The following is a 24,111-nucleotide window of genomic DNA, read 5'->3' on the forward strand; positions in this document are numbered from 1 at the left end:
GACGCCGAGCGACCTTGACCCATCCAGAGGGAAGGACACGAACTCCCATGACCACCACTGTTGCCGCTTACGCCACTCCCGCCGCCAAGGCCCCGCTGGAACGCACGACCATCGAGCGCCGCGCCGTCGGCGAGCACGACGTGCTGATCGACATCGCCTTCGTCGGCATCTGCCACTCCGACATCCACCAGGCCCGCGAGGGCTGGGGCGAGGCGATATTCCCCATGGTGCCCGGGCACGAGATCGCCGGCGTCGTCACCGAGGTCGGCCCCGGCGTCACGAAGTTCACGGTCGGCGAACGGGTCGGCGTCGGCTGCATGGTCGACTCCTGCCGCACCTGCGACAACTGCCGGGCAGGCCTGGAGCAGTACTGCGCCGAAGGCCCGGTCTGGACGTACAACGCCGTCGGCAAGGACGGACAGCCCACCTACGGCGGCTACGCGAAGAACGTGGTCGTCGACGAGAGCTACGTCGTGCGCATCCCGGACGCCCTGTCGCTGGACGTGGCCGCCCCGCTGCTGTGCGCGGGCATCACCACCTACTCCCCGCTGCGGCACTGGAACGCCGGCCCCGGCAGGCGGGTCGCCGTCGTCGGACTCGGCGGGCTCGGCCACATGGGCGTGCAGATCGCCCACGCGCTCGGCGCCGAGGTCACCGTACTGTCCCAGTCCCTGCGCAAGAAGGACGACGGCCTGCGGCTGGGTGCCGACCACTACCACGCCACCAGCGACCCCGCGACCTTCCAGAACCTCGCGGGCACCTTCGACCTCATCCTCAACACCGTCTCCGCCCCGCTCGACTTCGCCGCCTACTTCTCCCTGCTGCGCACCGACGGGGCCATGGTCAACGTCGGTCTCCCGGAGGAACCCGTGCAGGTCGACCTCCGGTCGCTGAACGGCAACCGCCGCAGCATGAGCACCTCGGGCATCGGCGGCATCGCCGAGACCCAGGAGATGCTGGACTTCTGCGCCGAGCACGACGTGGCCGCCGAGATCGAACTGATCCGCGCCGACCAGATCAACGACGCCTACGAGCGCGTCATCGCCGGCGACGTCCGCTACCGCTTCGTCATCGACACCGCCACCATCTGACACCGTACGGCCACGGTGGACCGCTCCGGTCGCGCCGTGGCCACGCGGTCGGTCACCCTTGTTCCGGGTCGTGGACACCCCGTGGAGGGCACTGTGCAATCGATTCTGGTGACCGGGGCCGCCGGCCGCGTGGGCGCGGTCGGACGGTCCGTAGTCGAGGACCTGCGGCGGCGAGGCCTCCCGGTCCGCGCCATGGTGCGCCGTGACGACGAGCGCGCCGAGGCGCTGCGCGCGACGGGTGCCGAGGTCGTCGTCGGGGACCTGACCGACGTCGAGGACGTGGCCGGGGCGCTGGCGGGCTGCCGGCGGGTGTACTTCGGCATGGGCGTCTCCGCCCAGTACCTGGAGGCCGCCCTCACGACGGCGATCGTGGCACGGGAGACGGGGCTGCTGGAGGTGTTCGTGAACATGTCGCAGCTGACCGTCTCCGAGCTGGGCCTGACCGGCTCGGGCGAGTCGCACCAGCACCGGCAGCAGTGGCTGGTCGAGCAGGCCCTCGCCTGGTCGGAGCTGCCCGTGGTCGAGATCAGGCCCACCGTGTTCCTGGAGAACCCGCTCTTCCGCATCGGGCTGTCCTCGATCGCGGTGGACGGCACCATCAGGCTGCCCCTCGGGCGGGCGCGGACCTCCCCCGTCGCCGCCGCGGACGTCGCCGCGGTCGTGGCGCAGGTCCTGGCCGAGCCGGGCCCGCACCTCGGCCGCATCTACGAGCTGACCGGCCCGCGCTCGCAGGACGGCGCCGCCATCGCCGCGGAGGTCTCCGCGGCCCTCGGCCGGCCGGTCGGCTACGCCGACGTGCCGTTGGAGGAGTGGATCGACCGTGACCTCAGGCCGCTGGAGCTGCCGGAACACGTCTTCCAGCACATCTCCACCATGGCCCGGCTCCACGCCGAGAACCGCTACGACCGCCAGGCCGACGGCGTCCGGCAGGTCACCGGGCGGCCCGCCACCGGAGTGGGCGAGTTCATCCGGCAGAATGCCGGCCGGTTCGCCGGCTGAAGGCGGGGCACACACGGGCCGGCCCGTCGTGATCCACCACGTGCGGCTGTACCCGCCGCCCCGGCACGGAGGTTCACCGTGAGCGTCCGGGCCGAGGCAGCACGGGTGGCCGGCGTGTGCGGTCAGCTGTGGTCGACGATGACGAAGATGCCCCAGCCGATCGCGGCGAGGACCACCGCGAAGCACACCGTGGCGACGGTGTGCCCGAGCGCCCCGGTGGTGCGGCGTGAGACCCCGGCCCTGCCGGCCCCGACCGGTGGGTAGAGGGCGCGCACACCGATGGCGAACAGCGCGGGCAGGCCCGCACCTGCGAGGAATCCCGTCGCGATGATCTTCCAGAGCGCGTCCGGGTCGATCCAGGGGTTCACCGGATCACCTCGTCGGCGGGAGGCTCCGGAACGAGCGAGCCGGTCCACGCGGCGTTGACGTTCTCCGGCGTGACGGCCGGGCGGCGGGATGCGACGAAGAAGGCGGTCGAGGCCAGCACCAGGACGGCGAAGACGACCACGACACCGGCGGTACCGCCGATCCCGTGGGCGGCCCAGTAGGCCAGCGCCCCGACCAGTGTCGCGGCCGGGAGGGTGAGCAGCCAGGCCGCCACCATGCGGTGGGCGATGTTCCACCGTACGACCGCACCCTTCTTGCCGACCCCCGATCCGAGGATCGACCCGGTGGCGACGTGGGTGGTGGAGAGCGAGTAGCCGAAGTCGGCGGAGCAGAGGATGACCGCGGCCGAGGCGGACTCGCTGGACATCCCCTGTGGCGGTTCGATCTCCACCAGTCCCTTGCCCAGCGCCCTGATGACCCGCCAGCCGCCGATGTAGGTGCCCAGGGCGATCGCCGTGGCGCAGGCGCTGATCACCCACGTCGGGGCCTTCGCCCCGGCGCTCAGCGTTCCGTTGGCGATCAGGGCCAGGGTGATGACGCCCATGGTCTTCTGCGCGTCGTTGGTGCCGTGGGCGAGCGAGACCATACAGGCCGAGCCGACCTGACCGCTCCGGAAGCCGCGCGTGCGCGAGCCTTCGGCGACGTCGCGGGTGAGGCGGTAGACGAGGTAGGTGCCGAGCGCGGCGACCGAGCCGGCGATGACCGGTGACAGGGCGGCCGGCACGATCACCTTGGCGACGAGGCCCTGCCACTTGACGGCGGAGGCGCCGGCCGCCGCCATGGTCGCCCCGACCACGCCGCCGATCAGCGCGTGCGAGGAACTCGAAGGGATCCCGACGTACCAGGTCGTCAGGTTCCACAGGATGCTGCCCGTCAGGCCCGCCATGACCACGGTCAGCGTCACGTCCCGGCTCTGCACCAGGCCGCCGGCGATCGTCGCGGCGACCGCGGTCGACAGGAACGCACCCACCAGGTTCAGCACTGCCGAGACGCCGACCGCGACACGCGGCGGGAGGGCACCGGTGACGATCGAGGTCGCCATGGCGTTGCCGGTGTCGTGGAACCCGTTGGTGAAGTCGAAGCCCAGCGCGGTGACCACCACCAGCACCAGAATCACGTCGTTGCCGGTCACGGGAACGAAGCTAGCCCGCCGACCGCCGTCCACCCGCTCCCCCACCACCCGGACCGGCCGGGAGCCGCAGGGCGTCATCCGACCGGACCAGCACGCCGTGGAGCCGGCGGGTCGCCCCCGTGTACGCCGAAGGGTGATCGCCGACTGTTACACAGCGGTGACGATCCGTCCACAACCCATCCACGGCACAAGGCGTCCCTACAGACGGCAGAGCCCGAACAGCGGCATCCACGCCTTCGGGCCGGACAACCACCTCCCCTCGAAAGGGGTGCACCGTGATCGTCTCCAAGCGGAACCACCTGCGCCTGGCCGCCGTGACCACCCTCAGCCTGCTCTCCCTCGGGCTGGCGGGCACCGCCATGGCGGCCGCCCCCGCCGCCCACCCCGCGTCCGCCGTGCGGCCGGCCATCACGCAGGCGGCCGCCGCGCACGCCGCCGTCACCGCCAAGCCGTCGGTCTCCTCCGTCCAGGCGTGGCAGCTGTTCCGTGTCACCGGCACGACCACCGGCCTCAAGGCGGGAAGCACGGTGACCCTGCAGCAGAAGCAGCACGGCAGGTGGGTCACGCTGCCCGCCTCCGTCCCCACGACCCGCAACGGCTCCTACTCGCTCGGCGTGAAGCTCGGCCTCAAGGGCCTGAACGAGCTGCGCATCATCAGCGGAGACACCGTCTCCCCCGTCTTCACCGTCACCGTGCGCTGACCCATGCCGCCTTCGCCCGTCGGTGGGCGGAGGACGTGAAGCAGGTTCGACGGGGAAGGGGGTGTCCGCCCGGCGCCCGGGCGGACACCCCCTTCCCCGGGGGTCGACGTCAGCCCGTCGCCGCACCGGAGGACCAGCAGGACCGGCTACTCGATCAATAATTAAGTGTCGCCGATCAGTTCGGGACTGCTACCGTCCCGGACGTGGCAAAGCTGAACCAGATCATCGCCGTTGAAAAGGGCGTCAAGTCCAAGTCCTTCCAGGAGCTGACGCAGGCCCACCAGGACCTGCAGAAGCCCGCGCTGCTGGCCGGGATCTCCCGTACCTACCAGCCCAAGGACGAGGAGGGCGAGCAGCTGCCGCCGGAGTCGACCCGTGTGCAGCTGAAGGCCGAGGACATCCTGCGGTCCACCGCGAACACCCTCACCCGGCTCTTCGACGTGACGGCCACCAAGGACTGGGCCAACATCAGCGCCCGCGCCGACGTGGTGGTGGACGGCCAGGTGCTCCTCGCCCAGGTGCCGGTGCCGTACCTGCTCTTCCTGGAGAAGCAGCTCACCGACCTGTTCACCTTCGTGAGGAAGCTCCCGGTGCTGGACGCCTCCGAGTCCTGGAACCTCGACCCGTCCACCGACTCCTGGAAGACCGAGCCGGTGCGCACCATCCGGACCAAGAAGGTGCCGCGCAACCACGTCAAGGCCGAGGCCACCGAGAAGCACCCGGCCCAGGTCGAGGTCTACTACGAGGACATCGCGGTCGGTTACTGGACCACGGTGAAGTTCTCCGGCGCGCTGCCGGCCCGCCGGGTGAACGAGCTCGCCGAGCGCGTGGAGAAGCTCCAGCAGGCAGTCAAGTTCGCCCGCGAGGAGGCCAACGCGGTCGAGGTCACCGACCAACGGGTCGGTGACGCCGTCTTCGGCTACCTGTTCCGGTAGCCGCGTGATCGCCCGCCCGGGGAGCCGGGCGGGTGCACCGAGCGCGCCAGGGACCTGTTCCGGGAAACCGGGCGGGTGCGCTGCGCGGTGCGAAAAGCTGACACTGATGTTGAAGCTGACCAGGGGTCACAGTGGAGGTTCGAGTCCTCCCCCCGGCACCACCGGCCGGGGTAGCCCAACCAGGCAGAGGCAGGCCCCCTGAATCTCAGACTCTCGCTCCAGTCTCAGCATTCGCCGCCGAACACCGGATCGACCGGGTGCGGACGAATGTCGACGAATGCAGGTTCAAGTCCTGTCTGTGCCGCTTCGTGGCACGGTAGTTCAAAGGCAGAACGCGCCGATTTCAATATGATCCGCAACCCTTAAACGTGCCGGTGTGCGCAATTGGGCGGCAAACAGGGGCCCGGGAGCAGGCTACGCTCCCGGGTCCTCTCGCGTTTCCGGTGCGGCCCTGCAACTGCTGCGCCGCTCCGGCACCGGCATCCGCTCCGGCACCGGTTCGGCCGCTACGGCTGCCCGGGTGGCGGTCCCACACACCGTGGAACCGTCATCCGGACTGTTCGGGCCGACCCCCATCAGGCGACTCCCGTTCCGGCATTCGGGTGAAATGGTGCGCAGTCGCCTGGCGCGAATGGAAGCCGGGTCCGACGCTGCCAGAATGCAATCTCCTTGAGGGCCACCTGCACAGGCGGTACCACCGGACAGCTGGAGCGGAACATGCGAATCATTCGACCACGCAGTAGCTCGGAAGGAGCGCCCGGCGCAGGTGCGGGACGTCTCCCGTGGACGCTCATGTATCACTCGGTGGCGTCAACGGTCGAGGATCCCTATCTGATTACCGTTGCCCCTGCACGGTTTCGCCGCCAGCTGCGCTGGTTGTCCGCTCGCGGGCTGCGCGGGGTGTCGGTGGGGGCCCTGATGCGTTCCCACCGGGACGGCACCGCTGCGGGCATGGTGGGGCTCAGCTTCGATGACGGATACCGCGACTTCGTGGAGGAGGCCATGCCCGCACTGACGGAGTACGGCTTCACCGCGACGGTCTACGTGGTGGCCGGCCGGCTGGGCGGATCCAACGACTGGGACGAACAGGGCCCGCGCAAGCCGCTGATGACGGCGGGCGAGGTCCGCGAAGCCGCTGACGCCGGGATGGAGATCGGCTCGCACGGGCTGACGCACCGGCGGCTGGCAGGCCTGGGCACGCAGGATCTGGCAGCCCAGGTCTCCGACAGCCGCCACGCGCTGGAGGACCTCACGGGCCGGGCGGTCGAGGGGTTCTGCTACCCCTACGGTTCGCTCGACGCCGCCGCGGTGGAGGCCGTGACGCAAGCCGGCTACGCGTACGCGTGCGCGGTCAGCCGCAGTGCTCACAGCGGGGTGTACGCGCTTCCCCGCTGCTACGTCGGTGACCGGGACGGGCCGCTGCACCTGACTGCGAAGCTGGTCCGCGACCGCTGGCGGCGCTGACGGCCGTTCAGCGGGGTGCGGCGGCGGGTTCCACGTGCAGCCAGGACGCGTGCCAGAGCAGCGCGCACCCGCGGTCGCAGCCGGTGGCGAGCGGTTCGCCGCCGCAGCGCAGGCCGTGGAGGATGAACCAGCGTCCTCCGGTGGGGTGTTGCCACCATGCGAGGGACCGGTGGCGCAGTTCGGTGGCACCGTGACGGGTGCCGGCGTGGCGCTCCATCCCCGCCTGGAAGGGGACGCCGTGCAGGCGGCCGTCGGGGCCGAGGGTCGCGTGGATCTCCGCGAGGCTGCGCACGGTTGCCCACAGGGTGACGGGCCGGGCGGCGGGCACCGGCTAGGGGGCGGGCTCCAGCCATTCGTCGCGGAACAGCAGTGCGCAGTCCAGTCCGCAGCCCTGGGTCCCGTCGGCGCCGTGGCAGGTGGCGCCGGCCAGGGCGACGGTGCCCGACAGGCGCCGCACACGGTAGTGGTCGTCGATCATGCGGCGCACGACGCGTTCGACCTGGTAGACGCCGCCGCAGTACGACCATTGGCTGCCGGTGAACCACAAACCGCGGTGGCGGTCCTTGGCGTCGAGGGTGGTGCGCACCGTGGCCTCGTCCTTCACCCGGACCCAGTCCCCCTCGGCGAAGCGGGAGGGCCGGCCGGGCGCCGGAACGTCGGCGCGGCGCTCACGCAGGCCTTCGCGGGCGATCCGGGCGCGGCGCACGACACCGAGCGGGGGAAGGTCGCGCAGGGGCAGGCTCTTGTACTGGCACCGGTTCGCGGCGCTTCCGCAGCGCAGCTCCGTAGTACGGGTGAACCGTGATTCCTCGACGGCCATGAATGAAATCCCATCAGGTCGGAGATATCGGCACAGGCTAACGCAACCTGACTTTTTCGCGCTGGCCCCCGGACCCTTCCGACGCCATGTCGAGAGAAATAACACTAAACACACTAAGGAACTTCCGGGGTGAAAAATCACCGCTCCCAGAGAATCCTGGTTCATGTGCGTGTAGTCTTTCCCACCGTTGTCGCGGTGGAGTGGCACGAGTGGCGAGGCGACTGCTTGCAGAGCCGTTCAGACGGGTTCGATTCCTGTCTCCACCTTTTCTCCTGTCCTTCGACGTGACAGACACAGGCAGACAGAAGCGGCCTGGAGCGCTCCCGGGTAGCCGTCGGGCCCGGCCGGGTCATCGCCAGTCGGGTCGTCAGGTTTCCCCTGCCGCATCGCGCGTTCGACTGTCGGGCACAGCCGCGACCACGTGCGGCGGAAATGCAGGTGTCGGTATCCGCTCTCCGGCACGGTCAGGTCGTGAGGATCCGGATCAGTCGGGCCGATTCCGCCCGGACGCGGCTGGGTGCGGTTGGTGCGGCCAGGGTGACGAGGGCGGGGAGGGTGGTGCGGATGCCTTCGGCTGCCGCGCACTCGGCGGCGAGTGCGAGGGCGTCCGCCAGTCCGCGCCTGCCGGGCTCGACGGTGAGGCCGGTGATCACGGCGGCGAGCACCGTCCATACCGCCCGGCCCGCGCCGCTGCGCGCGGCGTCGGCAAGGACGGGCAGGACCCGGTTCGGCTTGGCCGCGGACAGTCGCCAGAGCGCCGCGATCCATTCGCCGAGCGCCTCCGGCCGGAGCCGGCCGCGTGCGGTCAGCACCAGCAGCGCGTCCAGCGCGGCGGTGCGGTTCTCCGTGCGGGCGGCGGTCAGCCCGTACGCGAGCAGGAGGTGGCTCACCGGGCCGAACTCTCCCGGGAGTTCCGCGATCCGGGGCAGCAGGGGATTGGTTCCCCGGGAGCCGGAGGTCGTGTCCGCTTGGAGCACCACGGAGGGGAGGCCGTGTGCGGCGACGGTCTCGGGGTGCCAGGGCGCCAGCCAGGGCAACTGGACGAGTTCGGTCGGCGGCGTCGGCGGCGAGCCCGTGAACCGGCCGGTCTCGGTGGGGTCGGGGAGGGTGTGGAGCAGTCCGGTGACGCCCTCGGGTACGGGCGCGGCGGTGACGGCGAGCGGTGCGATGCGCGGGAGTGTGGGCGGGGCCCAGCCGTAGGTGCCGACCCGCTCGGGCAGGTCCGGGGTCTGGATGTGGAACCGGCCGGGTGCGGGTGGCGCCGTGTCGGGAGGCAGGGCGCAGCCGAGTCCGGCAGCGGCGGCGCGGACGGTCGGCAGCGCGTTCGGGGGTGTCCGGAGCAGCGACTGGGCCAGGTCCGCGGGCCAGGGGCCGGCGCCGGCGGTGCGGTACGCCGCGAGCCGCTCGGTGAGCACGGCCGGGTCGATCGTGCCGTCGTCGGCGGTGGGGGTGGCGAGCAGGAGCGGCACCGGCGCGTCGGTGATCCGGGAAGCCGCCTCGTGGACGCGCAGCGCGGGGATCACGGCGGGGGTGCGCATGTGGGCGGGGAGGTCGAGCAGCTCAGCCGCGTGCATGCCTGACTCGTGCGGTCGGCCGGTCAGGGCGTCGAGCAGGCAGCCGAGCGCTCCCCCGGCGCTGCGGGCTTCCCAGAACAGGACCGGGTGCTCGCCACGGCGTGCGGCGAGCGGGGCGAGAGCGATCCGCAGGGCGACCGCGTCGCGGTGGTGTTCCGCGACGAGGGCCGCGAACACCACCTCGAACTCACCGGGGTCGGGCACGCGGTCGGCCAGCACGGCCCCCAACCGCTCCGCGAGGTCGAGCGGGCCGGCGGGTGCGGCCGGGAGTGCGGCCTTCCCCACGTGCGCGGCGGCGATGGGTGCGTCGTGCTGCCGCTCGGCGGCCGGGGCCGGGATGGCGAGCAAGCGGTGGGCGTCGGGCTGGAGAGCGGGACCGAGGGCGGTGGCGGCGGCGCGCACGGCCTCGGCGGTGGCGGGGGTGGTGTGGGGCAGGTAGCGGGCGACGAGGCCCAGGGCGCGTTCCTGGACCGCGGGGGCCGGGTGGGTGAAGGCCGCAGCGACGGCCGGCAGCAGGCTGTCGGCTGCGGCCGGGGCGCGGCGCAGCGCGGCCTCGGCCCGGCTCAGCTGGGCTGTGGCGAGTGCCTTCTCCGGGCGCGCCAGCACCGCGGCCGTGAGGTCGGTGAACAACTCGGCGGGCAGCCGCGCGTCCACGGTTCGCAGCGCCGTCTGGGCGGCCTTGGCCACGCTCGGCGCGCCGTCGGCGGCCAGCCTGACGTGGTCGCGGGCGCGGGCGAGGACCTCCTCGGCGTCGGGTGCCAGCGCCGCGTACAGGTGGAGGAATCCGCGCAGGTTGCCGGGTCGGTCGCCGCGCAGGAGACGGCCGAGGCAGAGGTCGATCAGTTCGGCGCGGTCGAGCGGGCCCTCGGTCGCCAGGGCGGTGAGGACCGTGGGCCACGCGTTGTCCGGCCCGGACCGGGCGGCGTACGGGTCGGCGGACTTCAGCCGCTCCCCCGCTACGCCGAGTCGCTCACCGAGGACGGCGCCGGGGCACTGCCCGGCCCGCTCGGCACCACGGCCGCGAGGTGCGCCCGGTGATGGGGAGTTCGTCGGCCATCACAGCCAGCCCCCCGTCACCGTGACAGCAGGGTGTGAACCTGACGGGGCTTGACCTCGCGCTCGTCGAACGCGACCACAGCACCCGACTCGCGAGTCACGGCGGCGAACGCCGCCTGGAACGCCTGCGGGGACTCGAACTCGCCGGTGGTGACGACGGCGTCGCCCTCGGGAGTGACCCAGACCTCGGCACGCAGAAATCCCGACTGCGAGGTCAGCACCTCGCGGACCTGGCGGCAGCGGCCGATGAACTCCTCGACGTACTCGGGCTTCGGGTAGTGGAACGCGACGAAACCGAACGACATGACGGTACCCCCTGCGCGTTGTACGATTGCGTATAACGAGAGGCTAGACCCGTTGTACGGCTACGTACAACGGGTGTGATTGTGAGGCGAGTCACACCATGGGCGCGTTGCGCACACCGCGCGAGAAGTGGGTCGAGGAGGGTCTGCGGGCGCTGGCCTCAGGCGGCGTGGACGCCGTACGCGTCGAGGCCCTGGCCAAATCCCTGGGCGTGACCAAAGGCGGCTTCTACGGCTACTTCGCCGACCGCGACGCACTGCTGACGGAAATGCTGGACACCTGGGAGCGAGAGGCCACCGACGACGTCCTCGACCGGATCGAGCACGAGGGCGGAGACACCAGGGACAAGGCCCGCCTGGCCGGGAAGCTCACCTTCTCCGACCGCCTGCGCCCCATCGACCTGGCCATCCGCGACTGGGCCCGCCGCGACCAGGCCGTCGCCGAACGCCTGCGCCGCGTGGACAACACCCGCATGGACCTGCTGCGCACGGCCATCGGCACCATCTGCGCCGACCCCGACGAGATCGAGGCCCGCAGCCTGCTGGCCTTCTGCGTGGCCATCGGCAACCACTTCCTCGCCGCCGACCACCCCGGCCGCACCCGCGCCGAGGTCCTCGACCGCGCCGGCGACCTCATCCTCGCCCGCCCGCCCCGCAACCCCGCCCAGTGACCCCTCCCATCGGCCGGCCGCGATCCTGCGGACCCTCGAACGGGGGGCCACGTCGGGCCGTCGCCGGTCGACCGCGGTCGCCCCGGCTCCGAACACCACCTGATGGTCGACCGGCGCGGAACCCCACTGGCCGTGTCCGTGACAGCCGGAAACCGGGGAGGCGGGGAGGACGGAGCCGATGTCACCGCCCTGATGGACGCGCCGGGCTGAGCGGCCCCGGCCTCGTCACCGGCGCCCTCCGGGAGCTGCCGGCCCGGTAGCGCACCGGCCCGGCCGCTCCGCCGTCGGCGATCGGTGCCGCCGGCGGAACCGCACGGTAGATTCGCTCCCCCGCCACCGACCGAGGGAGTGCCCGTGCCCGACCGGCCCAGCCTGCTGTACGTGACCGACCTGGCCTACCCGGCGCGCGGACGGCGCTACGGCGACGAGGACGTCCTCCTCACCTCCCGGCTGCGGGAGTGGTTCGACCTGGCGCTGTGCCACCCGCTCGACGCCCGGGCCCTGATGGGGCGCTTCGACGCGGTCGTGGTGCGCAACAGCGGGCCGGTGCTGCACTACCGCGAGGAGTACGCCCGCTTCCGCGCCCGGGCGCTCGCCGACGGCGTGCGGGTCTACAACCCGCTGACCGGACGGGGCGACATGGCCGGGAAGCGGTACCTGCTGGAGCTGACCGAGGCGGGCCACCCGGTCATCCCCACCATCGACCGGCCGCAGGACCTCGACCGGCTGCCCGCCGCCGACCGCTACGCGGTCAAGCCCGTGGAGGGCGCCGACAGCATAGGCCTGCGCTTCCTCACCCTTGACGAGCTGGGCGGTCTCGAATGGGGCGAGGTGCTCGTCCAGCCGCGGATCGACTTCCGGTACGAGGTCTCGTTCTACTTCGTGGACGACGCCTTCCAGTACGCCCTCCACGCGCCCGACCCGGCCCGGCGCTGGGAGCTGGTGCCGTACGAGCCGAGCGCGGCCGACCTGGAGTTCGCGCGGGGCTTCGTCGACTGGAACACGCTCGACCACGGCATCCAGCGGGTGGACGCCTGCCGGGCGCCGGACGGGCGCCTGCTCCTGGTCGAGCTGGAGGACCTCAACCCCTATCTGTCCCTCGACCTCGTCGCCGACGAGGTCCGGGACGGCTTCGTCAAGGCCCTGTCGAATTCGCTGCGCCGCTTCCTGGGCTGACCCCACAGGTGCGCCACCGCCCCTGGAAGCTTCTCCCGGGGCGGCGGCGCACGCGGCGTCAGCAGATCCGCGGCAGCTGCTCGCCCATCGGCAGGTCGACCACCCGGGTGCCGCCGAAGCCGGTGCGGGCGACGACCATCCCCGGGTGCTCCTCGACGCACTCGCCGATCACCACCGCCTCCGCGCCGAGCGGGTGAGCGCGCATCGCGGCGAGCACCGCGTCCGCCGAAGCCCGCGGGACGAAGGCGACGAGCCTGCCCTCGTTGGCGATGTACATCGGGTCCAGGCCCAGCACCGCGCAGGCGTTGGCCACCGGCTCCGGCACGGGGACGGCGCGTTCGCTGAGCACGACGCCCACCCCGGCCGCGGCCGCGATCTCGTTGAGCGCCGCCGCCAGGCCGCCCCGGGTGGGGTCGCGCAGCACGTGCAGGTCGGCAGTGGCCGCGAGCATGGCCTCGACCAGGCCGCCGAGGGCCGCGCTGTCGCTGCACACCTCGACGCCGAACTCCAGGCCCTCCCGGACGCTCATGATCGCCACGCCGTGCAGGCCGATCGGTCCGCTGACGATCACCACGTCGCCGGGGCGGGCGCGCTGCGGCCGGATGTCGACCCCGGCCGGGACGAGCCCGATGCCGGCGGTGTTCAGGTAGACGCCGTCCCCGTGCCCGGCCTCGACCACCTTGGTGTCCCCGGTCGCGATCTCGACCCCGGCGGTGCGGGCGGCGGCGCCGAGCGCCCGGGCGACCCGGTCCACCACGGCCATCTCCACCCCCTCCTCCAGGATGAAGCCGCAGGACAGGTAGGCCGCCCGGGCCCCGCTCATGGCGAGGTCGTTGACCGTGCCGTTGACCGCGAGGTCGCCGATGCAGCCCCCGGGGAAGAACAGCGGCCTCACCACGTAGGAGTCGGTGGAGAAGGCGAGCCGGGCGCCGCCCAGCTCCAGCACCGCGGAGTCGCCGAGCCCGGCGAGCACCGGGCCGCCGAAGGCCGGCGCGAAGAGGTTCTGCACCAGTTCGGCGGACATCGCCCCGCCGCCGCCGTGGCCCATCACCACCCGGGGGTGGTCGCGCAACGGCAGCGGGCAGCTCCAGCCGGAGAAGTCGGGCCGCTCGGTGAGCAGTTCGGTGTCAGCCAACGCGACTCGCCTCCTGGGGAACGGCGGAGTTGCCCGGCACGCCCAGCCGCCGGTACAGGTAGTACGCCGCACAGGCCCCCTCGCTGGACACCATCGTGGCGCCGAGCGGCGTGCGCGGTGTGCAGACCGTGCCGAAGGCCTCGCACTGGTGGGGCTTCAGCAACCCCTGGAGCACCTCGCCGCTGCGGCACTCGGCGGGTTCGCGGGTGGTGATCCCCGCGACGTCGAAGCGGTGCTCGGCGTCGTGGTCCCGGTAGCGCGGCGAGAGCCGCCAGCCGCTGCGCGGGATCACGCCGATGCCCCGCCAGGGGCGGTCGGCCACCTCGAAGACGTCCTCCAGCATGGCCCGGGCCGCCGGGTTGCCCTCGGGGCGGACGGCCCGCGGGTAGGCGTTGTCGACGGTGTGCTCCCCGCGCTCCAGTTGCCGTACGGTGCGCCGGATGCCCTCCAGGATGTCCAGGGGTTCGAAGCCGGTGACGACGATCGGCACCCGGTGGCGCTCCGCCAGCGCCGGGTACTCGGCGGTGCCCATCACGCTGCACACGTGCCCGGCGGCGAGGAAGCCCTGGACCCGGCAGTCCGGTGAGTCCATGATCGCCTCGATCGCGGGCGGCACCCGGACGTGCGAGACCAGCATGCTGAAGTTGCGCAGCCCCTGCTTCCTGGCCAGGTGGACGGCCATGGCGTTCGGCGGGGCGGTGGTCTCGAAGCCGATGCCGAAGAAGACCACCTCCCGGTCCGGGTTCTCCCGGGCGATCCGCAGGGCGTCGAGCGGCGAGTACACCACCCGGACGTCGCCGCCCTCGCCGCGGACCCGGAACAGGTCGCGGTCGGTGCCGGGCACCCGCAGCATGTCCCCGAAGGAGCAGAAGACCACCCCCGGCCGGGCGGCGATCGCCAGTGCCCGGTCGATCACCTCCAGCGGGGTGACACACACCGGGCAACCCGGCCCGTGGATCAACTCGACGCCTTCCGGCAGGAGTTGGTCGATGGCGTGCCGGATGATGCTGTGCGTCTGGCCGCCGCAGACCTCCATCAGCGCCCACGGCCGGGTGACCGTGGTCCTGATGTCGGCGAGCAGCCCGGCCGCCAGCTCGGGGTTGCGGAACTCCTCCAGGTACTTCACCGTCCGGCCTCCTCGGTCTCGCCCACTGCCCCCGCCGCCTCCGCCGCCTCCCACGGGTCGCCGAACTCCTCCTGCAACAGCCCGAGTTCCTCGAAGAGGGCGAGGGTGCGGCGGGCCGACTCCTCGTCCAGGCGCTGCAGCGCGAAGCCCACGTGGACGATCGCGTACTCCCCCACCGCCAGGTCGGGCAGGTACTCCAGGCACACGTCCTTGACCACGCCGCCGAAGTCCATCACCGCCATCCTGGTCCCGTCCCGCTCCCCGATCTCCGTCACCCTGCCGGGCACCGCCAGGCACATCCGCTCTCACTCCTCCCGGGTGGCCGACGACCGGGCGGCCACCATCAGCTGGCCGAGCGCCAGCCCTCCGTCGTTGGGCGGCACCCGGCGGTGCCGCAGCACGGTGAAGCCGTCCTCCCCGAGGCCGCTCGCGCAGGCCGAGGAGAGCAGCACATTGGCGAAGACTCCGCCGCTGAGCGCCACGGTGGTGGTGCCGTACCGTTCCCGGACGGCCGCGCAGATCCGCCGGACCAGGTCGGCCACCGCACCGTGGAAGCGGGCGGCGACCAGCCCGGCGGGGGCGCCCGCGGTCACGTCGGCCACCACGGCGGCCAGCACCGGCCCGGGGTCGGCGATCCAGCCGTCCGCCCGCGCCGACAGGCCGAACCCGTAGCCGTCCGCCCGGCCGAACCCGCAGGCCGCCGCCTCCAGTTCGATCGCGGCCTGGGCCTCGTACCCGGCCCGGTGGCAGACCCCGGCGAGCGAGGACACGGCATCGAACAGCCGCCCCATGCCGGAGGTCGGCACACAGTTCAGCCTACGTTCCAACTGCCGGTCCAGTAGCCGCAGTTCCTCCGCGTCGGAAGCCAGGACCGATGGCAGTCCGGGCAGCCAGGCAAGCCCGGCCGCGCGCAGGTGGGCGAGCGCCGTCCGGTACGGGCGCTCGACGGCCGCGTCCCCGCCCGGCAGCGGCACGTACCGGAGGTGGGCCAGGCGGCGGAACCCGTCGTAGTCGGCCAGCAGCACCTCGCCGCCCCAGATCGCGCCGTCCTCGCCGTAGCCGGTGCCGTCGAAGGCCACGCCGAGCACCGGCCGGCCTCCGTCCAGCCCGTGTTCGGCCATCACCGCGGCGATGTGGGCGTGGTGGTGCTGCACCCGGCGCACCGGACGGCCCGCGGCGGTCCGCTCGGCGTGCCGGGCCGAGCGGTAGCCGGGGTGCCGGTCGGTGACCAGCAGTTCGGGCCGCACCCCGCTGACCGTGCCGAGCTGCTCCACCGCCCGGTCGAAGGCCCGCAGCGTGGCCAGGTCGTCCATGTCGCCGATGTGGCCGGACAGCCAGGCGTAGCCGTCCCGGGCCAGCGCGAAGGTGTTCTTCAGGTCGCCGCCGACCGCCAGCGCCGGGCGGACGGGCACCGGCAGCGGAATCGGCAGCGGCGCGTACCCGCGCGAGCGGCGCAGCGGCAGCTGTTCGCCGTCCACCACCCGCACCACCGAGTCCTCGCACGGGACGTGGATCGGCCGGTCGTGGGTGAGCCAGCCGTCGACCAGCGGGGCGAGGCGGTCCAGCGCCTCCCGGTCCTCGGTGACGATGGGCTCGCCGGAGAGGTTGGCGCTGGTCATCACCAGCAGGTCCGGCCCGGGGGCGGCGAGCAGCAGGTGGTGCAGCGGCGTGTACGGGAGCATCACCCCGAGGTCGGGGCTGCCCGGGGCCACCGCCTCGGGCATCGGGAGGCCCGTGCGGCGGAGCAGGACGATCGGCCGTACCGGCCCGGTGAGCAGTTCCCGCTCGACCGGGTCGACCGGCAGCAGGCCCTCGACGGTGGCGAGGTCGCGGGCCATCACGGCGAAGGGCTTGTCGCCGCGCCGCTTGCGCCGGCGCAGCAGGGCGACGGCCGAGGCGTCGCGCGCGTCGCAGGCGAGGTGGTAGCCGCCGATGCCCTTGACGGCGAGGACCGCGCCGTCGGCCAGCAGGCGCCGGGCCTCCGTCAGGGCCTGCTCCCCGCCGAGTTCGGGGCGCCCGGGCACGGTCAGCGCCAGCCTGGGCCCGCAGGCGTGGCAGGCGACGGGCTGGGCGTGGAACCGGCGGTCGGCGGGGTCCGTGTACTCCCGGGCGCAGTCCGGGCACATCGGGAAGCCGGCCATGGTGGTGTTGGCCCGGTCGTACGGCAGGCCGGTGACGATGGTGTGCCGGGGGCCGCAGTTGGTGCAGCTGATGAAGGGGTGCCGGTGGCGGCGGTCGGCCGGGTCGGCGAGTTCGGCCAGGCAGTCGGCGCAGACCGCGGTGTCGGGCGGGATCAGGGTGGTGCGGGGGCCGCCGGGGCGGGACGGGAGGATGCGGAAGCCGGGGGCGCCGGTGGCGGCGAGCGGCGCGTGCTCCACCGAGTCCACCTGGGCGAGCGGCGGCGCGTCGCCGGCCACCCGTCGGCAGAAGGCGTCCAGGGCGTCCCGGCTGCCCTCGACCTCGACCAGGACGCCCTCGCCGGTGTTGGTGACGGTGCCGGCCAGCCCGAGTTCACCGGCCAGCGTGTGGACGAACGGCCGGAAGCCGACCCCCTGCACCAGGCCGCGGACGGCGACCTGCCGCCGCTCGCGGTCGAGCCCCGGGTGACCGGCCGTCACGCGCTCTCCCCCACGGCGGAGTGCTCGTGCTCGTGCTCGTGGTCGTGGTCGTCCCCGTGGTCGTGGTCGTGGTCGTCCCCGTGGTCGTGGTCGTGCTCGTGCGGCACCGCCGCTGCCATCACCGGCCGATGGGGCTCCGCCCCGTCCAGCACGGCCAGCGCCCGGTCCAGCAGCGCCCCGACGCCCTCGCCCGTCCGGGCCGAGGTGTTCAGCACCTCCACCCCGGGGTTGACCCGCTGGACGTTGGCCAGGAACGCCGCCTCGTCGAACTCGGCCGCCGCGGCGAGGTCCGCCTTGGTCACCAGCACCAGGTTGGCCAGCCCGAAGGCCGTCGGGTACTTGAGCGGCTTGTCCTCGCCCTCGGTCACCGAGGCCAGCACCACCCGGAGCGTCTCGCCGAGGTCGTAGGAGGCCGGGCAGACCAGGTTGCCGACGTTCTCCACGAACAGCAGCCTGCAATCCGCCGGCAGCCACCCGTTCAGGTGCCCGGCGAGCATCCGCGCCTCCAGGTGGCAGAGCCCGTCGGTGAGCACCTGCTTCACCGGAGCGCCCGAGCGGGCCAGCCGGCGCGCGTCGTTCTCGGTGGCGAGGTCGGCGGTCAGCGCGGCGACCGCCACCCCGCGCCGCCGGGCCAGCCCCAACTCGGCTTCCAGCAGTGCGGTCTTTCCGCTGCCGGGGCTGGACAGCAGGTTCACCGCGACCGTCCCCCGCTCGGCCAGCGCCACCCGCAGCCGGCGGGCGCTGTCGTCGTTGCGGGCGAGGACCGCCTGACGGAGGTCGACCGTGCGGCACATCGGCATCAGCCTTTCTGTTCGGCCCGGACGTCCGGGCGCTCGGCCCACTCGACGTCGAGGATCTGAAGCTCACGCCCGGACAGCAGCTCCACGCCGCCACCTCCGGAGCAGCTCGGGCAGCCGAGGTCCGGCGGCATGCCGACCGCCCACTCGACCGCGCAAGGGGCGCAGCGGGCCCGGGCCGCGACGGACTCGGTGTCCAGCACCGCGCCCGCCACCAGCGTTCCGGCGCAGGCCAGTTCGAAGCAGAAGTCGAGGGCCTCGGGCACCACGCCGGCCAACTCGCCCACCCGCAGGCGGACCCGCGCCACCCCGGGGGCCCGGTGTTCGCGCGCGGCCGCGTCCACCTGCTCGACGACGGCTTCGGCGATCGACATCTCGTGCATGGGTCCCTTCCGGGCGCGGGCGGCAACGCGCCCCATTACAGGGCGGGGTGGCGGCGTCGGCCCGAAGCCGCGCCGCCACCGCCTGCGGGGCTGCACCGTTCGCAGCAATCCGCGCCTCACATCCGGGAGATGTGCAGGTACCGCTTGATGTCCGGCAGGCTCTGCCAGACCAGTGCGCCGATCCCTGCCAACAGGGCGACGCAGAACAGTTTCCTCAGCATGGTGTTGTCTCCTTCTCCGGCTGCGCGGCCTCGTCCACGGCGCGCAGGACCACTCGGACCGCCTCCTCCACGGCGGCGGCCACAGGCTCGCTCAGCCCGATGCCCTCCTCCAGCGAGGCCGGCTCGCAGCCGACCACCAGCACCCGGCCGGGCGGCTCTCCGCCGGTGCCGGCGGCGAGCGTGGCGAGCAGCGCCAGTACGGCGTCCGGCCCCATCCGGTGGCCGTCCAGGACCGGCACCTCCAGCGGCTGTCCGACGTCCGCCTCGATCAGGTAGACGGTGCCGGGTGCCCCGCCCCGGCAGGTGGCGTCCACCAGGACGGCGGTGCGGTAGCCGTCGAGCAGCCGGTACGCGAGGTCCACGCCGCGCACGCCGACGTCGACCACCTCGACGCCCGCCGGCAGCGGGTGGGCGGACAGCCTCCGGACGGTCTCGACCCCGAAGCCGTCGTCGCCGAGGAAGATGTTGCCCACCCCGGCAACCAGCACCGTCCGGTCCGTCATGACTCCTCCAGCGGCGTGACCTCGTCGGGCTGGAAGTACCGGAAGCGCCCCTGGGCCCGCCACAGGTCGGCGCCCGGGTCGTCCTCCACCGTGACGGCCAGGTGCACCGAACCGTCGAGGTCGTGCAGCACCGCCTCCACGACGCCGGTCCGCCCGTCCAGGAAGAGGTCCTGGGCGTCGGTGCGTCGCTGTCCGGGCCGCAGGACCACCCGGCTGCCGGCGCCGACCTCGCAGCCGTCGATCAGCACCCGGTCCCGCTCGGGGTCGACCTCCGGGTCGTCGCCCGGGTCCCACCAGGGCTGTTCCGGCCGGTCCGCGCCGCCCTCGGTGACCGCGCGCAGCCCGCGGATCGCCCCGTGCAGCCGCTCCAGCACCTCGGGCGGCATGGACTCGGCCAGGTCGATCACCGCGCCGGCCCGCTCGTCGGTGCCGCGGGCCTCCCGCTTCTCCTCCTCGGTCAGGGCCGCCGTCCGCAGCGCCAGGATCTCGTCGATCTCGGTGGCGTCGTACAGGGTGCCGAGGCTCTCCGGGGCGATCCGCGGGTGGTCCTCCAGGATGATCGGCGAGGACAGCACCACCCCGCGATCGCCGTCCGGACCGACCAGCACCGGCCAGGTGCGCTCGTTGCGGCACCGCTCGGCGGCGGGGCGGGCCCACTCGGGCGGGTCGGTGACGGACAGGAAGCGGCCGTGCTCCAGCCCGAGCAGCAGGTGGGCGGAGACCAGCGAGCGCGGCAGTGCCTGCTCGCGGGTGGCCTGCCGGGGCGGCGTCCAGGGGGAGGTGTTCTCCACCTCCACGATCAGCCGCTGCGCCCGGTACGGGCCCGGCACTTCCTCGGCCCGCAGCCAGACCAGGCCGTCGACCTGTTCGCGCCGCCGCACCAGCCGGCCGACGACGGTGCCGTCCTCGTGCACCAGCCCGGTCTCGCCGACGCCCGGCAACCGGAACGGCCGCTGCACCCCATCGCCTTCCAACTCCTCTACCGGAAGCAGGAGTTCGATCCGCTCCTCGACACCCTCGTCCCATTCGACGAGATCCCGGTCGGCGAGCTTCAGCCGCTCCACGGACGCGAAGCCGGCGGCGGTGGCCCGTTCGACGGTGCGCCGCTGGACCCGCAGGAAGCGCAGCTCGACCGCCAGCAGGTCCCCGCCGCGCGCCTCCATCAGGCACTCGGTGCGCTGGTGGGAGTGCTCGCCGCCCTCCACGGTGTAGTCGGGCGGCACCAGGACGCCGAACTGCCAGCGCAGCCGGTTCTTGGCCGCCGAGGCGCGGTACGGGTAGAGCACGTAGCCCTCCAGCAGCACCGCGTCGGCGATCTGCCGGGCGGCCGCGAAGCCGCGCTCGATCCGCTCCGGGAAGCCGCTCACCGGACCGTCTCCTCGATCGCCGCGGCCGCGAGCAGCTCGCGCACCGTCGCCTCCCAGGAGGGCAGGGCCCGCCGGGAACGGTAGGCGAGCAGCTCGTCCATGACCTCGTCCGGCAGCCGCAGCCAGCCGCTGCCGGGGAAGTGCCGGTCCATCGCCTCCCGCCAGACCCGCACCGGCATCCGCACCCGGGCCTCCCGGTCCCAGGGCACCGGGCTGACCTGGAAGCCGCCGGGGCCGGCGAAGGCGGTGCCGGAGAAGAGCAGCAGCAGCGGTACCTCGCCGCCGTCCAGCGCCCGGAAGTAACGGGCCGAGGCGACCTCCTGGTCGTAGGTGCACGGCACCACGAGGTCGATGTCGGTCGCCCCGGTGAAGCCGGGCACCAGCAGCGGCACGGTGGCGAACTGGATCGGGTTGAGCGTGGTCGCCCAGCGCTCCCGCCCGCCGAACAGGTCGGCCAGCCGCTCGCCCTCGCCGTCGCCGTACGGCCGGCGGCCCGGTTCGATGCGCAGCTGGCACTGGAGGGCCAGGGCGTGCACCCGGGTGTCGGCCGGGGCCGTGATCCGCAGCCGGAACACCAGGGTCGGCCCGGCCGCGTACGGGTCGGACCGCACGCCGGTGCAGGCGAAGCCGAGCGCCGTCACGCCGTCACCTCCGCGGGCAGCGGGCGGGTCCGGGTGGCCAGCCGCGCGAAGAACGCGTCGAGTTCGGCCCGTGCCTCGGCACCGCCGTCGAAGCCGTGCCAGCACCGCCGCAGTCGGCCGACCAGCTCGTAGCAGACGTCGATCGGCACCAGGAAGCACGTCACCCGCTCCTCGGTGCGGCGCAGCAGCAGTGCCTCCACGTCCGGCTCCAGGGCGTCGGCCAGCCGGCTGCCGCCGAGGGCGCGCTGCCAGGCCTGCTCGTCCAGCTCGCTCTCGGTGGCTCCGGCCGGGCCGGGGTAGAAGGCGAGCAGCTGGTCCAGCGCGGTGTTGCGGAACAGGAAGGCGGTGCCGACCGGGATGCCCAGCGCCGACCAGGCCCGCTGGTCCAACTCGCCCTCAGGGTCGGCGAGGTAGCGGTCCGGCACGGTGCGGTAGCGGCCGCCGGCCGCGGCCGGCTGCTGGAACAGCAGGCCGCAGGCGGTGCAGGTGCAGGCCAGGGCGCGCTCCTCGACGTCCACCAGGTGGCGGTGGCCGGCGGGCAGGTCCCGGCCGCAGAACGCGCACTGCTCGGGGCGCGGCGCCGCCGGTTCGCGCAGCCGGTGCAGCAGGGCCGTCCCGTCGCGGGAGATCCGGCGGGTGTTCATCGCGCCTCCGCGGCCGGCTGCGGGCGGGTGCCGATCTGGAGCAGTTGCAGGGCCCGTTCCATTTCCACGGCCGTCACCTCGGGCGCGTGGCAGGAGAGGGCGGCCGACACCTCCTGCTCGCCGCAGCCGCAGCCGGTGGCCGTCCGGCGCAGCCGCAGGGTGCCGGTGGCCGGGTCGAAGCCGACCACCTCGACCCGCTCGGGCAGGGCGGCCAGCGCCCGGTCGATCCGGGCGGGGAGGTCCTCGGGGTGCAGGTCGTGCAGGAGCAGCAGCCCGGCGACGGCCGGGTCGTCCAGCATCCGCTCCAGAGCGGGCGGGGGCAGTGCCGGGACCAGCCGGGCCAGGCCCTGCCCGTAGAACTCCATGAGTTCGCGGGCCAGTTGCTCGCCCGCCTGCTCGGCGCCGCTGCCGGCCAGGGCGTCCAGCGCCTGCTGGATCCGCAGCCCGGTCTGCTCGGCCGTCATGCGGTGAGCCCGCTCAGGCCGGTGGGGACGTGCATGGTCTGTACGGTGCGTCCGCCGCCGACGTACATGTGCACGCCGCAGGGCAGGCAGGGGTCGAAGCTGCGCACCGTGCGCATGATGTCGATGCCCTTGAAGGTCTCCGGGGGGTTCTCCTCGAAGATCGGGGTGTTCTGCACGGCGTCCTCGTACGGGCCGGGCGTGCCGTAGCTGTCCCGGACGCTGGCGTTCCACGGCGTCGGCGGGTACGGGTGGTAGTTGGCGATCTTCCCGTCGCGGATCACCATGTGGTGCGAGAGCACGCCGCGCACGGCCTCGGTGAAGCCGCAGCCGATCGACTCGTCCGGCACCTCGAAGCGCTCCCAGGTCTGGCTGCGCCCGGCGCGGACCTCGTCGAGCGCCTTCTCGGCGAAGTGCAGGGCGGCGGCGGCCGCGTAGGCCTGGAAGTAGGTGCGCGCGCGGTTGCGTTCGATGGCGTTGCTCCACTGCGGGATCTTCCACTCGAAGGTGACCTCGGGCTTGGTCATCGAGCGGGGCAGGTTGATCTGCACGCTGTGGCCGGTGGCCTTGACGTAGCCGATGTCGACCAGCCCGGACAGGGCGGTGGACCACAGGCGGGCGATCGGGCCGCCGCCGGTGTCGAGGGCGAGGTGCTCGGTGCCGTCGAACCAGCGCGGGGACATCACCCAGCTGTACTTGTCGTCGAAGTTGCGCTTCTGCGGGGCGGGGATGGTGTGCTGGTTCCACGGGTGCCGGGGGTCGATCGGGTTGCCCAGCGGGTCGTGGGTGACGAACAGTTCCTTGCCCTGCCAGTCCTCGTAGTAGGAGCTGCCGAGCAGGATGCGGATGCCGAGGTTGATCTGCGTCAGGTCGTTGGTGACGAGCTTTCCGTCCACCACGATGCCGGGGGTGACGAACATCCGTCGGCCCCAGTCCGTCATGTTGCGGTAGGTGAAGTCGCAGTGGTCGGGGTCGTTGAGGCTGCCCCAGCAGCCGAGCAGGACCCGTCGCCGGCCGACCTCCTCGTAGCCGGGCAGGGCCTGGTAGAAGAAGTCGAAGAGGTCGTCGTGCAGCGGCACGACCTTCTTCATGAACTCGACGTAGCGCATCAGCCGGGTCAGGTAGTCGGTGAACAGCTGCACCGTCGCGACCGTGCCGACACCGCCCGGGTAGAGCGTGGAGGGGTGCACGTGGCGGCCCTCCATCAGGCAGAACATCTCCCGGGTGTACCGGCTGACCTGGAGCGCCTCGCGGTAGAACTCGCCCTCGATCGGGTTGAGCGAGCGCATGATGTCGGCGATCGTCCTGTACCCGTGGTCGCCGGCGTGCGGGGCCTCGGTGCGCTCGGCCTGCTCCAGGACGCCGGGGTTGGTCTCCCGGACCATCTTCTCGCAGTAGTCGACCCCGACCAGGTTCTCCTGGAAGATGTTGTGGTCGAACATGTACTCGGCGGCCTCGCCGAGGTTGATGATCCACTCGCCCAGGTGCGGGGGCTTCACCCCGTACGCCATGTTCTGCGTGTAGACCGAACAGGTGGCGTGGTTGTCGCCGCAGATCCCGCAGATCCGGCTGGTGATGAAGTGGGCGTCGCGCGGGTCCTTGCCGCGCATGAAGACGCTGTAGCCACGGAAGACCGAGGAGGTGCTGTAGCACTCCGCGACCCTCTTCTGCTTGAAGTCGATCTTCGTGTGGATGCCCAGGCTGCCCACGATCCGGGTGATCGGGTCCCAGGACATCTCGGTCAGGCCGCTGCCGTCGCCGGCCGCCCTGGTGGTCGGTGTTGCCATCGTGTCTGTCGTGTCCTTGTCTCGGCGAGCGGGGTCGGTGCGCGGGGGCCGTGAGAACGGGTCCGCGAGCGGGCGGGGCCGGCGGCGGCCGCACACCGGGCGGTGTGCGGCCCTCCGACG

The 24,111-nt window shown here is 72.9% G+C and carries 26 protein-coding genes, 1 tRNA gene and 1 pseudogene; 9 read left to right on the forward strand and 19 right to left on the reverse strand.

Annotated elements, in window-relative coordinates:
• Positions 1-47: 47 nt before the first annotated feature.
• Together ACIRRH_RS22185 and ACIRRH_RS22190 are read left to right on the forward strand one after the other, a co-directional pair.
• Positions 48-1,091, forward strand: a complete 1,044-nt coding sequence (locus ACIRRH_RS22185; RefSeq protein WP_403070009.1) for an NAD(P)-dependent alcohol dehydrogenase — start codon at positions 48-50, stop codon at positions 1,089-1,091.
• 93 nt (positions 1,092-1,184) lie between these two features.
• The gene (locus tag ACIRRH_RS22190; RefSeq protein ID WP_403070011.1) at positions 1,185-2,090 is read left to right on the forward strand and encodes an NAD(P)H-binding protein; all 906 of its coding nucleotides are present in this window, start codon (positions 1,185-1,187) and stop codon (positions 2,088-2,090) included.
• A 122-nt stretch (positions 2,091-2,212) separates the two neighbouring features.
• Here ACIRRH_RS22190 and ACIRRH_RS22195 read toward each other — a convergent pair whose 3' ends face one another.
• Both ACIRRH_RS22195 and ACIRRH_RS22200 read right to left on the reverse strand, forming a co-directional pair.
• On the reverse strand, positions 2,213-2,458 hold the full coding sequence (locus ACIRRH_RS22195) for a hypothetical protein (protein WP_403070014.1): 246 nt from the start codon (positions 2,456-2,458) through the stop codon (positions 2,213-2,215).
• A complete protein-coding gene (locus tag ACIRRH_RS22200) occupies positions 2,455-3,609 on the reverse strand; it encodes an anion permease (RefSeq protein ID WP_403070016.1) in 1,155 nt (384 codons plus the stop codon). The genes ACIRRH_RS22195 and ACIRRH_RS22200 overlap by 4 nt, the downstream gene beginning before the upstream one ends.
• 275 nt (positions 3,610-3,884) lie before the next feature.
• On the opposite strand from ACIRRH_RS22200, the gene ACIRRH_RS22205 reads away from it, so the two are divergent.
• The 3 genes from ACIRRH_RS22205 (at position 3,885) to ACIRRH_RS22215 (ending at position 6,709) form a co-directional block, all read left to right on the forward strand.
• Positions 3,885-4,310, forward strand: coding sequence for a hypothetical protein (locus tag ACIRRH_RS22205; RefSeq protein WP_403070019.1), 426 nt, complete (start codon positions 3,885-3,887; stop codon positions 4,308-4,310).
• A 203-nt stretch (positions 4,311-4,513) separates the two neighbouring features.
• Positions 4,514-5,245 (forward strand): hypothetical protein, encoded by a 732-nt coding sequence (locus ACIRRH_RS22210; RefSeq protein WP_224278109.1) that lies wholly within the window; start codon positions 4,514-4,516, stop codon positions 5,243-5,245.
• Between the two features lie 918 nt (positions 5,246-6,163).
• Complete coding sequence (locus ACIRRH_RS22215) at positions 6,164-6,709, forward strand: polysaccharide deacetylase family protein (RefSeq protein WP_403070022.1); 546 nt, start codon at positions 6,164-6,166, stop codon at positions 6,707-6,709.
• A gap of 7 nt (positions 6,710-6,716) precedes the next feature.
• On the opposite strand, the gene ACIRRH_RS22220 is transcribed toward ACIRRH_RS22215, so the two are convergent.
• Complete coding sequence (locus ACIRRH_RS22220; RefSeq protein ID WP_403070024.1) at positions 6,717-7,001, reverse strand: hypothetical protein; 285 nt, start codon at positions 6,999-7,001, stop codon at positions 6,717-6,719.
• A gap of 39 nt (positions 7,002-7,040) precedes the next feature.
• On the reverse strand, positions 7,041-7,529 hold the full coding sequence (locus tag ACIRRH_RS22225) for a hypothetical protein (protein ID WP_403070027.1): 489 nt from the start codon (positions 7,527-7,529) through the stop codon (positions 7,041-7,043).
• Positions 7,530-7,723: 194 nt separating this feature from the next.
• On the opposite strand from ACIRRH_RS22225, the gene ACIRRH_RS22230 reads away from it, so the two are divergent.
• Positions 7,724-7,795, forward strand: a tRNA-Cys gene (locus ACIRRH_RS22230).
• A gap of 198 nt (positions 7,796-7,993) precedes the next feature.
• Here ACIRRH_RS22230 and ACIRRH_RS22235 read toward each other — a convergent pair.
• Entirely contained in the window at positions 7,994-10,048 is a 2,055-nt protein-coding gene (locus ACIRRH_RS22235; RefSeq protein ID WP_403070465.1) for a DUF6493 family protein, read from the reverse strand.
• A gap of 128 nt (positions 10,049-10,176) precedes the next feature.
• Positions 10,177-10,464 (reverse strand): antibiotic biosynthesis monooxygenase, encoded by a 288-nt coding sequence (locus tag ACIRRH_RS22240; protein ID WP_403070029.1) that lies wholly within the window; start codon positions 10,462-10,464, stop codon positions 10,177-10,179.
• Between the two features lie 98 nt (positions 10,465-10,562).
• On the opposite strand from ACIRRH_RS22240, the gene ACIRRH_RS22245 reads away from it, so the two are divergent.
• From ACIRRH_RS22245 to ACIRRH_RS22255, 3 genes and pseudogenes are all read left to right on the forward strand, one after another.
• Positions 10,563-11,132, forward strand: a complete 570-nt coding sequence (locus tag ACIRRH_RS22245; protein ID WP_403070032.1) for a TetR/AcrR family transcriptional regulator — start codon at positions 10,563-10,565, stop codon at positions 11,130-11,132.
• Between the two features lie 42 nt (positions 11,133-11,174).
• Positions 11,175-11,333 (forward strand): annotated as a pseudogene (locus ACIRRH_RS22250) (IS5/IS1182 family transposase); the annotation flags it as partial.
• Between the two features lie 153 nt (positions 11,334-11,486).
• Entirely contained in the window at positions 11,487-12,308 is an 822-nt protein-coding gene (locus ACIRRH_RS22255; protein ID WP_403070035.1) for a hypothetical protein, read from the forward strand.
• Positions 12,309-12,366: 58 nt separating this feature from the next.
• Here the strand turns inward: ACIRRH_RS22255 and hypE are convergent, their stop codons facing one another.
• The 13 genes from hypE to ACIRRH_RS22320 form a co-directional block, all read right to left on the reverse strand.
• On the reverse strand, positions 12,367-13,443 hold the full coding sequence (gene hypE, locus ACIRRH_RS22260; protein WP_403070038.1) for a hydrogenase expression/formation protein HypE: 1,077 nt from the start codon (positions 13,441-13,443) through the stop codon (positions 12,367-12,369).
• Positions 13,436-14,569 (reverse strand): hydrogenase formation protein HypD, encoded by a 1,134-nt coding sequence (hypD, locus tag ACIRRH_RS22265; RefSeq protein ID WP_403070040.1) that lies wholly within the window; start codon positions 14,567-14,569, stop codon positions 13,436-13,438. The genes hypE and hypD overlap by 8 nt, the downstream gene beginning before the upstream one ends.
• The gene (locus tag ACIRRH_RS22270) at positions 14,566-14,868 is read right to left on the reverse strand and encodes a HypC/HybG/HupF family hydrogenase formation chaperone (protein ID WP_403070043.1); all 303 of its coding nucleotides are present in this window, start codon (positions 14,866-14,868) and stop codon (positions 14,566-14,568) included. Before ACIRRH_RS22270 ends, hypD begins: the two co-directional genes overlap by 4 nt.
• A gap of 6 nt (positions 14,869-14,874) precedes the next feature.
• On the reverse strand, positions 14,875-17,187 hold the full coding sequence (gene hypF, locus ACIRRH_RS22275; RefSeq protein WP_403070045.1) for a carbamoyltransferase HypF: 2,313 nt from the start codon (positions 17,185-17,187) through the stop codon (positions 14,875-14,877).
• Complete coding sequence (gene hypB, locus ACIRRH_RS22280; protein ID WP_403070048.1) at positions 17,184-17,981, reverse strand: hydrogenase nickel incorporation protein HypB; 798 nt, start codon at positions 17,979-17,981, stop codon at positions 17,184-17,186. Before hypB ends, hypF begins: the two co-directional genes overlap by 4 nt.
• Positions 17,982-17,986: 5 nt before the next feature.
• On the reverse strand, positions 17,987-18,367 hold the full coding sequence (gene hypA / locus ACIRRH_RS22285) for a hydrogenase maturation nickel metallochaperone HypA (protein WP_403070051.1): 381 nt from the start codon (positions 18,365-18,367) through the stop codon (positions 17,987-17,989).
• Between the two features lie 116 nt (positions 18,368-18,483).
• On the reverse strand, positions 18,484-18,588 hold the full coding sequence (locus tag ACIRRH_RS22290) for a DUF6893 family small protein (RefSeq protein ID WP_380354177.1): 105 nt from the start codon (positions 18,586-18,588) through the stop codon (positions 18,484-18,486).
• Complete coding sequence (locus tag ACIRRH_RS22295; RefSeq protein WP_403070054.1) at positions 18,582-19,091, reverse strand: hydrogenase maturation protease; 510 nt, start codon at positions 19,089-19,091, stop codon at positions 18,582-18,584. Before ACIRRH_RS22295 ends, ACIRRH_RS22290 begins: the two co-directional genes overlap by 7 nt.
• The gene (locus tag ACIRRH_RS22300) at positions 19,088-20,458 is read right to left on the reverse strand and encodes a hypothetical protein (protein WP_403070056.1); all 1,371 of its coding nucleotides are present in this window, start codon (positions 20,456-20,458) and stop codon (positions 19,088-19,090) included. The genes ACIRRH_RS22295 and ACIRRH_RS22300 overlap by 4 nt, the downstream gene beginning before the upstream one ends.
• Positions 20,455-21,099 (reverse strand): DUF6084 family protein, encoded by a 645-nt coding sequence (locus tag ACIRRH_RS22305; protein WP_403070059.1) that lies wholly within the window; start codon positions 21,097-21,099, stop codon positions 20,455-20,457. The genes ACIRRH_RS22300 and ACIRRH_RS22305 overlap by 4 nt, the downstream gene beginning before the upstream one ends.
• A complete protein-coding gene (locus ACIRRH_RS22310; RefSeq protein WP_403070062.1) occupies positions 21,096-21,743 on the reverse strand; it encodes a DUF5947 family protein in 648 nt (215 codons plus the stop codon). Before ACIRRH_RS22310 ends, ACIRRH_RS22305 begins: the two co-directional genes overlap by 4 nt.
• Positions 21,740-22,207, reverse strand: coding sequence for a thioredoxin (locus ACIRRH_RS22315; RefSeq protein WP_403070064.1), 468 nt, complete (start codon positions 22,205-22,207; stop codon positions 21,740-21,742). Before ACIRRH_RS22315 ends, ACIRRH_RS22310 begins: the two co-directional genes overlap by 4 nt.
• Positions 22,204-23,991, reverse strand: coding sequence for a nickel-dependent hydrogenase large subunit (locus ACIRRH_RS22320; RefSeq protein ID WP_403070067.1), 1,788 nt, complete (start codon positions 23,989-23,991; stop codon positions 22,204-22,206). The genes ACIRRH_RS22315 and ACIRRH_RS22320 overlap by 4 nt, the downstream gene beginning before the upstream one ends.
• Positions 23,992-24,111: the final 120 nt, after the last annotated feature.

The sequence above is a fragment of the Kitasatospora sp. NPDC101235 genome, from assembly GCF_044767505.1.
GTDB lineage: Bacteria > Actinomycetota > Actinomycetes > Streptomycetales > Streptomycetaceae > Kitasatospora.

What these genes read in the sequence shown, in the direction of transcription:
- ACIRRH_RS22185 (WP_403070009.1), top strand. Translation starts at nt 48, where the DNA reads ATGACCACCACTGTTGCCGCTTACGCCACTCCCGCCGCCAAGGCCCCG.
- ACIRRH_RS22215 (WP_403070022.1), top strand. Translation starts at nt 6,164, where the DNA reads ATGCGTTCCCACCGGGACGGCACCGCTGCGGGCATGGTGGGGCTCAGC.
- ACIRRH_RS22225 (WP_403070027.1), bottom strand. Translation starts at nt 7,529, where the DNA reads ATGGCCGTCGAGGAATCACGGTTCACCCGTACTACGGAGCTGCGCTGC.
- ACIRRH_RS22240 (WP_403070029.1), bottom strand. Translation starts at nt 10,464, where the DNA reads ATGTCGTTCGGTTTCGTCGCGTTCCACTACCCGAAGCCCGAGTACGTC.
- ACIRRH_RS22245 (WP_403070032.1), top strand. Translation starts at nt 10,563, where the DNA reads ATGGGCGCGTTGCGCACACCGCGCGAGAAGTGGGTCGAGGAGGGTCTG.
- ACIRRH_RS22270 (WP_403070043.1), bottom strand. Translation starts at nt 14,868, where the DNA reads ATGTGCCTGGCGGTGCCCGGCAGGGTGACGGAGATCGGGGAGCGGGAC.
- hypB (WP_403070048.1), bottom strand. Translation starts at nt 17,981, where the DNA reads ATGTGCCGCACGGTCGACCTCCGTCAGGCGGTCCTCGCCCGCAACGAC.
- hypA (WP_403070051.1), bottom strand. Translation starts at nt 18,367, where the DNA reads ATGCACGAGATGTCGATCGCCGAAGCCGTCGTCGAGCAGGTGGACGCG.
- ACIRRH_RS22290 (WP_380354177.1), bottom strand. Translation starts at nt 18,588, where the DNA reads ATGCTGAGGAAACTGTTCTGCGTCGCCCTGTTGGCAGGGATCGGCGCA.
- ACIRRH_RS22295 (WP_403070054.1), bottom strand. Translation starts at nt 19,091, where the DNA reads ATGACGGACCGGACGGTGCTGGTTGCCGGGGTGGGCAACATCTTCCTC.
- ACIRRH_RS22310 (WP_403070062.1), bottom strand. Translation starts at nt 21,743, where the DNA reads ATGAACACCCGCCGGATCTCCCGCGACGGGACGGCCCTGCTGCACCGG.
- ACIRRH_RS22315 (WP_403070064.1), bottom strand. Translation starts at nt 22,207, where the DNA reads ATGACGGCCGAGCAGACCGGGCTGCGGATCCAGCAGGCGCTGGACGCC.
- ACIRRH_RS22320 (WP_403070067.1), bottom strand. Translation starts at nt 23,991, where the DNA reads ATGGCAACACCGACCACCAGGGCGGCCGGCGACGGCAGCGGCCTGACC.